The sequence below is a fragment of the Ascidiimonas meishanensis genome (assembly GCF_037782385.1).
In the GTDB taxonomy this organism is placed as follows: domain Bacteria; phylum Bacteroidota; class Bacteroidia; order Flavobacteriales; family Flavobacteriaceae; genus Ascidiimonas; species Ascidiimonas meishanensis.
This window is the reverse complement of the sequence record NZ_JBBEXD010000019.1, coordinates 1-13,611: the sequence shown is the minus strand read 5'-3', so window position 1 is coordinate 13,611 and position 13,611 is coordinate 1. Positions and strand designations below refer to the sequence as shown.

Sequence of the window (13,611 nt, the reverse complement as noted above, 5' to 3'; positions counted from 1 at the left end):
ATTAATTATCCATCCATTTTCTAATTAAATAATTGTGTACTTGTTATGCAGAGTGCTTTCATAAAGAACTCACATTTACAGTGCAGTAAAAACTCATAAACTTTTTAAATAGTATAAATGAAAAATTATATTACGCTATTACTCATGCTACTTTCAATATTGAAAGTATTTGGACAGAAAAAAGAAGGAAAAATATCTGGTGTAGTCATGGACGGTAAAAATAATACAGAACTTCCGTTTGCATCCGTAACCTTAAAAAATGGTTCAAACGAAATTGTAGATGGAATTATTACTAATGAGCAAGGAAAGTTTAAAATGGAGGAAGTTACATTTGGCACCTATACGTTGGAAATAGAATATTTAGGTTTTGAAGTCTATTCTAATGTTTTAACAATAGATGATAAAAATAAGAATATTAACTTAGCAATTATCAACTTGAAAGAAACTGCGGTAACATTGAACGAAGTAACCGTTAAAGGGGAAACTACTACAGTATCATTAGCATTAGATAAAAAAGTATTTCGTGTAGGCAAAGATATTTTATCACAAAGTGGTTCTGTTACAGATATACTTGGAAATGTACCATCTATAAGTGTAGATCCAGCAGGTGCAGTTAGTTTAAGGGGAAATCCTAATGTTATATTGTTAATTAATGGCAGGCGCTCTGGGCTTACAGCACGCGATGCTCTTGACCAGCTTCCTGCAGACAGTGTTGAAAAAGTAGAAGTAATTTCAAACCCTTCTGCTAGATATGATGCGAATGGCTCTGCAGGTATTATAAATATTGTTCTCAAAAAGAATAAACAAAATGGATTAAATGGACAAGTACGCCTGGTTTCAGGAATACCGCAAGATTCTAGAGTGAGCGGAAGTTTGAATTACAAAACCGAAAAATTTAACCTATTCTCTACCTTAGGGCTAAGAACTTCGGAATATGTTGGATTATATACCTACGAGCAATCTAGTTTAAGAGAAGGGGCTCCTATTTTCTTAGTGCAACGTGAAGATGAAGATAGACGAGACGATGGATTTTCTGGATATTTTGGTGTTGATTATTACTTGAATGACAATAACACTTTTACGCTAGCATTTTTAAGAACAGATACTAAAGATACAGATGAGTCAGATTTAAATTATGATATTTTTAGTAATGGAAGTAGAGATAGTACGTTACTAACCAATGGCAACTCCAAACAAAATAGAGATTACAATCAGCTAGAATTTAATTATACAAAAAAGTTCAAAAAAGAAGAACAAAAATTAACGGTTGATGTACAATTTGATGGATGGAATAGTGAAAAGACTACTTCCATTGAAACATCTAGAGTATTTCCAGATATGCAAGATATATCTAATTTAAGAACTCGGGAAACGCGTAAAGTAAATGATTTTGTAATACAATCAGATTTTACATTGCCACTTAAAAATAAATCTCGAATTGAGATAGGGGCTAAATTTGAAGACAGGTTAGTTAAGACAGGTTTTCGTGCAGAAGAGCTTTCCAGTAATGAGTTTCAAGTGATAGATGGTATTGATAACAATGTTGATTATAATGAAAAGATAACAGCAATGTATACACAATTTAAAGGGAATATTAATAAAATTGAATATTTAGTAGGATTGCGATATGAGAAAACAGATATAGATATAGATGATGTTGCCAATGTTTTTAATCAAAAAAACTCATACGATAATCTCTTTCCTTCTTTGAATATTTCATATGGTATTTCTGAGAAAACTCAAGTTCAAGTTAGTTATAGCAAAAGAATCAACAGGCCTTTTTTATTCTACCTCAATCCATTTTCAGAATTATTAGATTTCAATTCTCGGTTTTCGGGAAATCCTAATCTAAATCCAGCATTTACAGATGCCTTAGAATTGGGATTGTTATATAGAAGTAAAAAATTAACCCTAAACCCTTCTATATACTATTCAGATACCTCAGATATCATATTCTTTTTCACAGAACAAGATGAAAACGATGTTTTTTTAACCACGCTAGACAATTTAGATAACGAAAAACGATATGGATTAGAAATAATATCTTCCTATAAATTTGCCAAATGGTTAAGTATGAACAGTGAGTTTAACATTTATGGTTTTGAACAAAATGGAATTATTAATTCTATAGACTTTGGATTTTCAGACAGTACCTGGGAAACATCTCTGGAATTAAGAGCAAAACCTACCAGTAGCCTCACTATTCAAACACGTTTTAATTATGAGGCTCCTAATAACAATGCTCAAACAAGAACCAAATCTATATCTTTCTATAATATTGCAGTCAGCAAAAGTATTTTTAATGGAAATGGTAACGTTGTTTTTAGCGGAAGTAATATCTTCAATACAAGAAAAATAAGAGAGCAAGTATCTGGAGATAATTTCTCTATTAATCAGGTTTCCAACAGAAATGCTGCAAGGTGGACTTTTAGCTTCTCCTATAAGTTCAATAAAAAGCCAGGAGAACGTGAAAAAAGAGCGAATAGAAGTAATAGATTTTAGTCTTTAGAAATCTTAAAGCACCATACTCATAAAAAATAGCCACCAACTGGAAGATTTGCAAGAACCCAACTTAGGAGTTGCAAGCTAGTCACATTCCTATGCAAGACCTTTCCTTTGTAAAAAGTATCCTTTCAAGTACTTAAAATTAATCCATAAAGAGGCTATAAGTGTACTGGGGATGAGAACCATCTTATGAGCCAATTTTAAACACAGTCAATAAATAGAAAATAGTATGATGAAGGGGTTTAAAACTAAAATTACCATCTTAGTATGGACAATGATCGTAATACTGACATCTTGTAGCGTTAAAAAGCAATTTACCGATTTTGGAAGCATTAAGAACGATGAAATACTTTGGGATACATGGGGTATTCCTCATATTTATGCAACTTCAGAAGAGATGCTTTATTATATGGCAGGAAGAGCTCAGATGAAAAATCATGCAAATCTTATTCTAAAACTATACGGTGAGTCTAGAGGGAAATCTGCTCTATATTGGGGTAGAAATAAAGAACGCGATATAAATCTTAAGAGATTCCAATTCCCAGGGCATGCAGAAAGAATTGCAACTGAGATGCCGGAGAACGAGAAGAAAATGATAAACGCATTCACACAAGGGATTAATGATTATGCAGCTGAAAATCCAACTCAAATAAAGGTTTCATTAAAACAAGTATTACCAATAAAATCATCGGATATTGTAAGCCATTTTTTAAGACTATTCTATTATGAATTTCTTATTAACCGCGAACTATCAGGTGTTAAAGACTGGAAACCAGGATCTAATGCCTGGGCTTTACGTACAGAGAGAACAGCAGATAATGGCACTTATCTTTTGGTAAACCCTCATTTACCATGGATAGATTTCTGGATGCTTTTTGAATGTCAGTATATTTCAGAAAGAAATAGCTTATACGGCGTAACTTTAGTAGGACTTCCAACCATTGGAATTGGTTTTAATAAAGAACTAGGATGGACACATACCGTGAATACAGTAGATAATGTAGATTTTTTTGAAATTCAGAAATACGAAAAAAGTTATCAAATTGGAAAAGATATAGTACCCTTCAAAATAGATTCTTTTGAAATAGAAGTTCAAAGCGCGGAAAAGGGGTATAAGCAGAAATTTGCCCGTAAAAAATCTAAAATAGGTTATGTTCTGGAAGAAAACGCACAAAAAGCGCTAATAATTAAATTTCCCAATCTTTCTAAGATTAAAAGTGTTTTCGGGCAGTGGAAGGCAATGGGAGAAGCCAAAAATAGTAAAGAGTTTGAGGAAGCGCTCCGCTTAAATAATCTTCCTTTATTTAATAGTATTTATGCAGACCGCAAGAATAATATAAGCTATCATTTTGGTGGGAAAGTACCAAAGAAAAAAGGAAGCTGGAAGCAATGGCAATCTAAAATAATACTCACTACAAAAGAAAATAATTGGAATACCTTATATGGTTACAATGAACTTCCTCACCTCAGAAATCCTAAAAGTAACTGGTTACAAAATGCAAACGACCCTCCTTTTACGTCTACCATTCCGCAGGAAATTAGTTTTTTAGATTTTGATGCAGCAATGGCTCCGGTAGATATGTCGCTAAGAGCACAACGTTCTGCACTATTAATTGGAAACAAAGAAAGCATCACTTTTGAAGACTTTATTACATTAAAGTTTGATACAAAGTCACAATTAGCACTCCGTTGGCGAGATGAACTAATAGCGCTTAAAACGAAGACCAAGAACCCCACAACCTTAGCGGCGCTTACTGTGCTGGAAAATTGGGATGGTTCTTTTGAAAGTTCTAGTAAAGGCGCCATACTTTTCACCAATTTTGTTAATGAGATAGGAGTTTCAAATATAGAGTCTCTTTTCGAGATTCCCTGGTCACCAGAAAAACCCTTACAAACTCCAGAGGGTTTAAAGAATACGGTGCAAGTTCTTGACGCCTTATTAAAAGCAGCTGAAAAGCAATTGAGCAGTCTTGGAAAGCTTGACGCAAGGTTTGGAGATATATATCGTATGAAAATTGGAAAGTATGAATATCCCGCTAATGGTAGTTTTGGGCACTTAGGGATTTTTAGAACCATGTCTTATATGCCTCGTAAAAATGGAAAAAATTATGCTTTTCATGGAGATACTTTTGTAAGTGCCATTTCCTTTGGAGATTCTGTAAAAGCAAAAGCCATATTAGCTTATGGAAATGCAACCGAAACGATCAGCCCTCATGTTGGCGATCAATTAGAATACTTTTCCCAAAAGAAACTTCGAGACGTTTGGTTTTCAAGACAAAACCAAGAAGACCACCTAGAAACCATTGAATCTTTCAACCAAGTTTCTTTTAAATAACCTGATGTCTAATCCGTCCAAAATCATTTTGTGGTCATCAACAATAATAAGATTATCCATTTTTTGAAAAAATTAAAGATTTCGGGATTTCTATATTTATTACGGTACCTCTTTCATGCTTTGAATCAATAACCATTACCCCGTTTAATTTCTTTAAACGACATTTGATATTATCCAGCCCTATTCCGTCTTTCAGGTTTTCAGCATTAAATCCAACCCCGTTATCTTCAAAAAGAAGATTTAGTTTATCTTGAACAAGATTTAGGTGTAGTTCTGCGAATTTTGCTTTTGCATGCTTAAGGGTGTTGGTAACTAGTTCCTGAATGATTCTAAATAACTCCATTTGAACTACTTCATCTAACTGGTCTATTTTCTCTCTGGGATGTATAGAAAAAGAAATATTCAAGTTACTTGCTTCTTCTATGTTTTGCAAGTATTCCTCGAGCACAACACTAAATTTGTTTTTACTAAATTTTTTAGGAATTAGGTCATGAGAGAGGTTGCGTACCTGCTCATAGGTCTCATCTAATTGTTTCTTTATAAAGTTCAGCTGGTTATTCTTAGGGTTGACAATATTATTTAATTGAAGTCGAATAGCAGCAAGATTTCCTCCTATGTTGTCGTGCAGTTCTTGTGCGATACGTTTTCTTTCTTTGTCCTGACCATCAATAGCTGCCCTGATTAGTTCTATTTCCTGATCTTTTAAAAACCTATCTAGCTTGCCTTTGTTTATTTCTTTTTGTGTTTTCAATTCATTTTGCGTTTGTAGTTTTTGATAGTAAATAAATAGTAAGCCTAATACCGAAATCAAAAAAATGAAGGAGGAATACATGAAAATAGTATTCTTACTATGTTACCACTCCTTTTTGGTTTCCTGCATTAATTGTAGAATTTCATTATTCTTTCGCTCTTTTGCATTCTTAGCTTCTAGTAACTTATTTTCCTTTGGTTTTTTTTCTATTTCATTTTGTTTATTTTCAATTTCCTGTTTTAGTTTTAAATTTTTAATCGCGTATCTCCAGTATCCAATTCAAATTCTCTATCTGAAGAAGCTTTATTTCCTTTTCTTTTTCAAGTGTTTTAACTTTTTGTTTTTGATATCTAGAAAGTGTTCTTTTCTACTTACAATCTTTTTACGGCATAACCTTTAAATCTAACGATCTTATTTTTTACTTCATTAGTGATAGTTTTTAAACCAAAAATTAACGAACTATCGTTTGAATGAAGCCTTATTTCGCACTTCTATTACTACAATGTATTGTGAAGGGAAAACGTAAACAAAATGATTCCTTTTTTCTTTGTTTTTTTGAAATTGGATAAAATATCTTTAAAACTAAAGATTTACATTTAAGAAGTACCAACGAAAAAAATCAATAGCATAACTACCTTATTATCTGGTATGGTTTTATTTAGTTAGTAAGAGAGTACAGGCTTGCAAGGCATTTTACTGAGAAATATCTTTAAATTTTCAAGCAAGTATTTAATTTTGATTGTCGAGTCAAAATGTAACTAGTCTAATTGCTTAAGGAGTATAGCTGCTTTTTTCTGAAAGTCGGAAGAAGTGTTATTGGCAATCGCTTTAAGTTGTGGCCTAACTGAATCGATTTGATTTTGATACAGCATAATCATTAACTGATTCCATTGATTCCATTGTAAGTAGGAATCGGTTGTATTTGGATTGGATCTGATACCAGCGGAAGAATAATAACCCAAAGCGCGTTCTGGGGCATCATTAAAAAAATGAAGATCGGCTAGAATAAATTTATACCGCTCTAATTTTATACTATCTAGATGTTGTTGGGAAACGTCTACATCAAGAATTAATGAATCATTATTGTTAATATAATGGGCTTTGATTGCTCTTTCCAGAAGTTGAATAGCATTTTTATAATTGCCTTCTTTATAGAATGCTAGGGAACTATTTAAAGTGGTATCTTCTTTTAGAATAGCATTTCTAGAGTATGGTTCTAATCTATATGTTATATAATTAGCCTTAGCCAGTTGTTTATAATCCGGTCTATTAAATAGATTTAATAAAAGTGGACTTAGGGCTATTAGAATAGTAATACTAGCAGCGATCGTTATAAATGTAAATGAACGGCGCCACAGTGATTTTACATTCCCATTTTGCGATTTTGAGTTTTCTTCAGAAATCATACGTTCTGAAGCACGAAAACTTACCACCATGCTGAGATAGTCTTCAACCTGTTGGGCAAAATCCGGATCTTCATTTTGCCTAAGCTTGAATTGTTTTAATTCTTCATTTGTAAGTTCATGATTCAAAAATTTTTGAATCAAAAGCTCGGCATTTGTTATCGTATTATTATCCTCCATTATTTTGATATTTAAGCAATTTTCTCCATTTTTTCATGCAACGGGATAGAGTCACTCGTGCACTTTCAACAGATGAATACAAATTAAAGTCGCTGGTAATTTCCTTAAACGACAGCCCTTCTTGGTGTTTTAACCGAATGAGTTCCTGACATTTTTCACCCAATTGATAAAATGTAATCATAGCGAGATTGGCCTTTTTGTTGTCTATAGTTACATTATCCATAGCATAGCGCTGTTTTAAATCACTGAGCATACGTGCTTTTTCTTGTTCAAAATAGTTATGATATCTACTTTTTTCTCTTTCTTTTGTTCTGTAATTATTGGCCCCTAAATTCTTACATACCTTAAACAAATAGGGTTTTCTTAGGTCAACTATTTTACCTGTGCGCAACTGTTCTATACAAATTAAACAAGCATCGTGATACAATGTTAGTGCATCATGTTGTTTCCATCGTAATGATCTCTCAATATATAATAATGCATCCTGCTCCCAGTCCTTAATAAAACTATAATCAGGTTTCATGGTATTCATGTACAACAATTTGATTTCGTTAACAATTATAAAATACTATGCCCTTTGTGACTTTACTTTTCTGCGATAACGATATACAAAAAATACACCAACACTCACCAAAGAACCAATCACCAACCACCAGTAGTCATTTTTAGTTTTGTGTATTGGATTACCATCACCCCAAAGTGTAAAGGTTCCCCAATAAAATGGATGTGCTATAGGATTATTATCTAAAAGTTGAAGTTTAGCTTGCTGCAGAGCCAAATCCTTATCCATACCATCAGTGATATGTTTGTAAAAATAGCCCATAAGTTCAGAGGTCTTGGCATCATTCGCATTCCATTGGCTTATTAACACATTAGGGCTGCCAACATGCCTAAAGGCCCTACCTAGATTCATAACGCCTTCACCTTGCTGAAACCTGCCTACACCTGTCTGGCAGGCACTCAGCACCACCAGATCGGCATGGAGTTCCATGTTATAAATTTCATGCATTTGTAGGAAATTGTAAGACCCGCCTTTATCCTGTCCCTTGTTCTTTGTAAAAGCGATACCCGAATATTCTGGTAAACTATCATTAACGAAACCATGGGCCGCGATGTGTAAAATACGGTAATTGGGAGCCAAACGTTTAAACTGTTCTACTGTAGCCGCTTCTCCCGTAAATATGTGACCCCCTAAGTGGTTATTGATATCTTGTACTTCGTCTATATTGTACGTTAATGGACTTAGTGATCCGCTTTCCGTGTAAATGGACCTTAGGGTTCTCTCGGTTACCATGTTTTCAAGACTGTCCTGTGTTTGTTTCACATAAAGATTTGAACCCTGATAGGTAGGTGCAAAACCGCCAAAAGCGATGAGCTCCTTGTCAATGGTTCTGGTCTTGGCCGTTTCAAAACTTAAAGACGACGAAAACCCGTAACGTATGGCATAGTCCTTTATAAGATAGGGAAGGAACTTGAACGATCTGTTTTTAGTAGTTGGGGGCTGGGTCACCAAGACTTCGAAAGGGATTCGGCTTAAGGGCCCGTCTGGGATAATGATCAATTTTTTGGTAGCCTTGGTAGAAGAGGTCAATAGCGGGGCGACCAAGGTTTTGTAAAGCGTGTAGGCCTTGTACGTGTATGACTCCAATTCTGATATACTGCTTAAGCGTTCGACATTATCGATACCATCCCAGCCTTGGAAATGGGACATAAAGGCTTTTGGTATCTTTAAAAGGGTGCTGTCTATGGGTATTTCGTGAACTTCCACATCGTCTTTGGTGATACTGAAACCATAAAGTACTTCCTCTCCCCAGAGGTATTGTAACAACAATTCATCTTCGGCCAATTGTTTTTGAACCGCACCGAGCGGGATGATCTTTGGGCTATATTTCATCTGGTAGTAGTTTGGATAGGTAGTTTCCATAAGGGTGGTTACACTGTCCAAACGTCTATTGATCTTAAAGAGTTGGTCTTGGTTATATGAAACCGATGCAGAATCTTTTTGTCGCTGTAGTTGTTTGGTATAAAACGATTTGTTGATTTTCAGCTCTTTTTCCAAGCTTATCAGGTGGTCTGGGACATTGGCAAATTGAAGGGCCCGCCTTTGCGCCTGAGACCCTAGTAATATGGATGCCCTGTTCTGCTCGCTAAAGTAAAAGGCCTTGTCTAAGTAATGGCGCTCGTGATGTTTTTGATGGAGCTTGATCGCGGTAGACACGGCACCTTGATAGGCAAGGGTGGAGTTTTTGGCAAGATCTAATTTATCTTTCTCATAAGGCGTATTACGCCGCATGGATTGGATAAGTGTGTCGGCTACCTGGTAGGTATTCAAGGAGCGTGCCAAGGGCCGGGCTACTACAGTACCGTCCTTGGCTATTAATCGAAGGGTTTTGCCCTTTTCGGATAATGCTTGAAGCAAAATATTAGCATCTAAATGGTTTTTGAGTCCAGGCTGGCTGGTGAAGGAATCCATACTGACGGAGGCATCATTGCTATGCAGGGCGTTTTGGTAATAGTGCAGCGCTTGAGAGTAATTGCCCAAAATACAACAGATATTTCCCATACTGATATACGTATCCGCGATTTCCGGATGTTGGTTGCCGAAGAGTGCTATTCCAATTCTTAACGTTTTTTGATGCTGCTCCAAGGCTTGGTTGTACTTCCCCAAAGCTTTATAGACGATTCCCATATTGTCATAACAACTGGCAACGGTATAATGCTGCCCACCAAAGTTTGCCATAGCGATTTTTAAAGCAATTTGATACTGCTCCAAGGCCTGGTCGTACTTGCCCAAATCAGTATAGGCAATTCCCATATTGTAGTGAGTCTGAAAAACTGAAGGATGCTCCCCGTCAAAGTATGCTATTCTAATTTTTAACGCTTTTTGATGTTGCTCCAGGGCTTTATGGTATTTGCCGACGTAACTATAGTAAACTCCAATATTATTGTACATTTCGGCTATATAAGAATGCTGCTCACCAAAGTGGGCTATTTTGATGTTTAGGGCTTTTTGAAACTGCTCCAAGCCTTGATCAAACTTACCCAATTCAATATAGGCTTTTCCAATATTGTTGTAAGAAGCAGCAACATCCGGATGCTGCTCCCCAAAGTGTGCCATTCGTATTTTTAAAGCTTTTTGATCCTGCGCCAAGGCTTGATCATACTTGCCTGACCTACGATAATGATCTCCAATACCGTTGTAAGAATACGCAACATCCGGATGCTGCTCCCCAAAGTGTGTTATTTGGATTTTTAAAGCTTTTTGATGCTGTGCCAAGACCTGGTCATACTTCCCTAATTCCCTATAGACATTTCCAATACCATTGTAGGAATCGGCAACATGCGGATGCTGCTCGCCAAAGTGCGTTATTCCAATTTTCAACGCTTTTTGATGTTGCGCCAAGGCTTGATCAAACTTTCCTAATTCTCTATTGGAATTACCAATAATGTTAAGGGATACACCTACCTCGGGACTTTGTCCCAGGTGATACTGCTTGGCAATCGCTATGGTTTTTTCCATTTTTCCAATGGCTTTCCCGTACTGTCCTGTTCTTCTTAATAGATCACCCCAAATATTTTCTGCTTTTAGGTAGTGCTGCCATAATTCGTATTTTTTGTAAAGCGTGGAGGCTTTTTTGCAATAGTTAATTGCACTATCGTATTGTGCCTGCTTTGATAAAGAATCTGCTTTAATATAATATGTATTAGCCTGGATGGTATCTTGAGTTATATTCTGAGCCTGAGCGTAAGAACAAATACAAAGGAGTATACCATAAAAAGAATAGTACGAAAAAAATGGAATTGGTTTGAGGAGTTTCATTCTTTGCTTTTTTCAAAAGTAATAAAATTATGTAATTCCTTGTGGTCATTTAGAAGCAAATATGCCACGGATTTCGGTTAAATTGTGTTGTAATCTTATCGAAAAATCAGACAGTTTAAAAATAGAGACAAATGCTTACTACTAAACGGTAGTACTATGAAAATGTCGAGTTTACCGAAAGTCAGATCGTTAACATCATCAAGTCTCAGGAATACGGTCGTAACACTGGCGATCTTTGCCGTGAGTATGGCATCAGCCAGGCTATTTTTTATAACTGGAAAAAGAAGTATAGCAGCATGGATATGCCAACTCAAAAAGCTCAAAGAACTGGAAGAAGAAAATGCACGTTTAAAACGTATGTATGCTGATTTAAGTCTAGATGACTCTTACTAAAGGAAGTACTTGAAAAAAAGTTTTAAAGCCTTCTCAATGAAAGTTAGTGGTTATTTTTTAACAATGGATAAGCATTTGAGTATTGGGAAGACGCGTAGGTTAGTAAACTTGCCACGTAGTATGTTATATTATAGGTCAAAAAAGGACATTAGCGTCTTAGAAATAGGACTGTGGGAACCCTCAGAAGTATTACCCTATCATGGATTGGATATCTACTTTAACTGTAAGTACCCCTAAATTAGCTACATATTAATTTATACAAAATTCATTATTGTTTATGCTTTCAAATATGAAAAAGCTAGCTTTTCAATATTTGGTTGAAAATTTTACCAGTGTCAAGTCCCTTAATGCCTTATGGGGTTTTTTACAATTGGGCTTGATCCATTTTCTTGTTGTTTGCATAGTTGATTTTTCAAAAATTAAACATTAGTTTAAATTGAGAGTGAAATCAATCTGTCACAAAATTTGTAGTCGAATTGCAACCGTTTTAAATCATATGAACCCCTAAAAATCACAAAACCACGCAAATCATATGCTTTGCGTGGTTTTGATGCTATTTGATACAGTTTTTAGTGACCTCGACAGGGTCAAAACTTAAATTATATCTGTTTGATTTTCAATAAAATAATAAGTTCAAAATTTCAATATTCACCGAATAGCTCACTTCAAAATCAACTCATAAATAGTGAGCTTATTTAATATTAAAGGTACTTATTTTTTGTTAAAATATGTGCTTATGAGTGTATAAATATTAATAGATTGGCTTCTGAATAATTATAAGTTTAAAGAAAAATCACAACAATATTATTCAAAAAAGAAGACGAAGCTGCCTTTTTAGACAGCCTCATTTCAATCTTTAAAATTCCATTTTTTTGAAATACCTAGATGTTATTGTGACTCCGTTGCTGTTCTAATAATCACTTGTCAAAAGACCTTACCTTGGATATATTTATATCCATAAGTTTAAAAGCATGATATGTGGAACTTTCGCTATAACACTGCTGTAAATTTGTTTTGGATGCTCCGACTACTTCAAGTTATTAAGACTAGAAGAAAACATTAGCAATTTTTACACAATATTTCTAAATGAACCATAGGCTTATTATAACTTTAGTTATTTTTAAGATATTCAGAAATTACACCAGTATGTGGTGAATTTAGTATTGAGACATGGTTTGAATATATTTCACATACCGATACCTCTTTTTGTGTATAGTCCATCCATCCATAATCAAATCTTACTTTTTCATTATCAAAAGTTTTTAACAGATTATCTTTTAAATCTCCATCTGGATCATTGGAATATAAGGCTTTAAACAAGACAATTTTTGTGTTTATTTTTTCTTTCATTTGATACTGATTTTTTAATTTTAAATTGTTATAAAGAACTTCGAGGCGTCCTCTTATTTCTGATTCTTTTATATTTAATTCATTAACTTTCATTAAATCGCATATTATCTCTATAATATGTTCTTTAGATTTCCCATGAAGTATTGAATCCTTAATTTTAGTTTTTTCCTTAAATAAGTCACTCATTCCCTGTTCTAATAAAGTAACAAATTCTGAATTTAGATTTATCATTTCATCTATTTTATAATTTACTGGTATTGGATAACAGTCAAATAATATAAGTTCTTCAATCTTAAAACCTTCTCTTTCTAGTTGTAATGCCATTTCATAAGCTATGATTCCTCCAAAAGAATATCCTCCAAGTCTGTAAGGACCATTAGAGTCGATTTTTTGCATTTCTACGATAAATGTTGAAGCCATTTCTTCGATGGATTCTGAAACGGATAATTTGCTATATAATCCAGGACACCGAAAACAATATAAAGGTTGATTTTTTCCTAAGGATTGATTTAATTGATGATAATAATCAATTGCTCCACTTGCCGATGGTGTCAAATAAATAGGCTTTTGTCTTCCATTTTTGTTTAAAGAAACCAAAATATTTTGTTCAATAGGATTTGTTGAATTTAAATGCTCAGATAAAATGGATATACTTGGATATTGAAATATGGCGTCAATGTTTATATTCGTATATAACCTTTTATTAATTGAAGAAACTAAAACCATAACCATTAGGCTATGTCCTCCTAGCTCAAAGAAATTATCATATACACCTACCTTATCGATACCTAGTAACTCTTTCCATATGTTTACGAGCGTTTGTTCGGTTAGATTTCTGGGCGCTACATAAGACTGACTGGACAATAGGGAGGCA

The 13,611-nt window shown here is 34.4% G+C and carries 8 protein-coding genes; 3 read left to right on the top strand and 5 right to left on the bottom strand.

Going from position 1 to position 13,611, the window contains the following annotated elements; translation table 11 throughout:
* The first annotated feature begins 117 nt into the window (after window positions 1–117).
* Window positions 118–2,502: a TonB-dependent receptor gene (locus WBG07_RS19045; RefSeq protein WP_340203683.1), complete on the top strand. Its 2,385-nt coding sequence runs from the start codon at window positions 118–120 to the stop codon at window positions 2,500–2,502.
* A 232-nt stretch (window positions 2,503–2,734) separates the two neighbouring features.
* A complete protein-coding gene (locus WBG07_RS19040; RefSeq protein WP_340203681.1) occupies window positions 2,735–4,840 on the top strand; it encodes a penicillin acylase family protein in 2,106 nt (701 codons plus the stop codon).
* 52 nt (window positions 4,841–4,892) lie between these two features.
* Here WBG07_RS19040 and WBG07_RS19035 read toward each other — a convergent pair whose 3' ends face one another.
* The 4 genes from WBG07_RS19035 to WBG07_RS19020 all read right to left on the bottom strand — a co-directional run bounded on the left by WBG07_RS19035 (window position 4,893) and on the right by WBG07_RS19020 (window position 10,994).
* Complete coding sequence (locus tag WBG07_RS19035) at window positions 4,893–5,591, bottom strand: sensor histidine kinase (RefSeq protein WP_340203679.1); 699 nt, start codon at window positions 5,589–5,591, stop codon at window positions 4,893–4,895.
* A 758-nt stretch (window positions 5,592–6,349) separates the two neighbouring features.
* On the bottom strand, window positions 6,350–7,174 hold the full coding sequence (locus WBG07_RS19030; protein WP_340203677.1) for a hypothetical protein: 825 nt from the start codon (window positions 7,172–7,174) through the stop codon (window positions 6,350–6,352).
* Entirely contained in the window at window positions 7,164–7,706 is a 543-nt protein-coding gene (locus tag WBG07_RS19025) for an RNA polymerase sigma factor (protein WP_340203675.1), read from the bottom strand. Before WBG07_RS19025 ends, WBG07_RS19030 begins: the two co-directional genes overlap by 11 nt.
* A 36-nt stretch (window positions 7,707–7,742) precedes the next feature.
* The gene (locus WBG07_RS19020; protein WP_340203673.1) at window positions 7,743–10,994 is read right to left on the bottom strand and encodes a CHAT domain-containing protein; all 3,252 of its coding nucleotides are present in this window, start codon (window positions 10,992–10,994) and stop codon (window positions 7,743–7,745) included.
* Window positions 10,995–11,179: 185 nt separating this feature from the next.
* Between WBG07_RS19020 and WBG07_RS19015 the strand changes: the two genes are divergently transcribed.
* The gene (locus WBG07_RS19015) at window positions 11,180–11,362 is read left to right on the top strand and encodes a transposase (protein WP_413788837.1); all 183 of its coding nucleotides are present in this window, start codon (window positions 11,180–11,182) and stop codon (window positions 11,360–11,362) included.
* 1,135 nt (window positions 11,363–12,497) lie between these two features.
* On the opposite strand, the gene WBG07_RS19010 is transcribed toward WBG07_RS19015, so the two are convergent.
* The coding region (locus tag WBG07_RS19010) for a thioesterase domain-containing protein (protein ID WP_340203669.1) at window positions 12,498–13,611 on the bottom strand (1,114 nt) is incomplete at its 5' end.

Coding starts and splice junctions, on each gene's coding strand:
- WBG07_RS19030 (WP_340203677.1), bottom strand. CDS start 7,174: ATGGAGGATAATAATACGATAACAAATGCCGAGCTTTTGATTCAAAAA.
- WBG07_RS19020 (WP_340203673.1), bottom strand. CDS start 10,994: ATGAAACTCCTCAAACCAATTCCATTTTTTTCGTACTATTCTTTTTAT.
- WBG07_RS19025 (WP_340203675.1), bottom strand. CDS start 7,706: ATGAATACCATGAAACCTGATTATAGTTTTATTAAGGACTGGGAGCAG.
- WBG07_RS19045 (WP_340203683.1), top strand. CDS start 118: ATGAAAAATTATATTACGCTATTACTCATGCTACTTTCAATATTGAAA.
- WBG07_RS19040 (WP_340203681.1), top strand. CDS start 2,735: ATGATGAAGGGGTTTAAAACTAAAATTACCATCTTAGTATGGACAATG.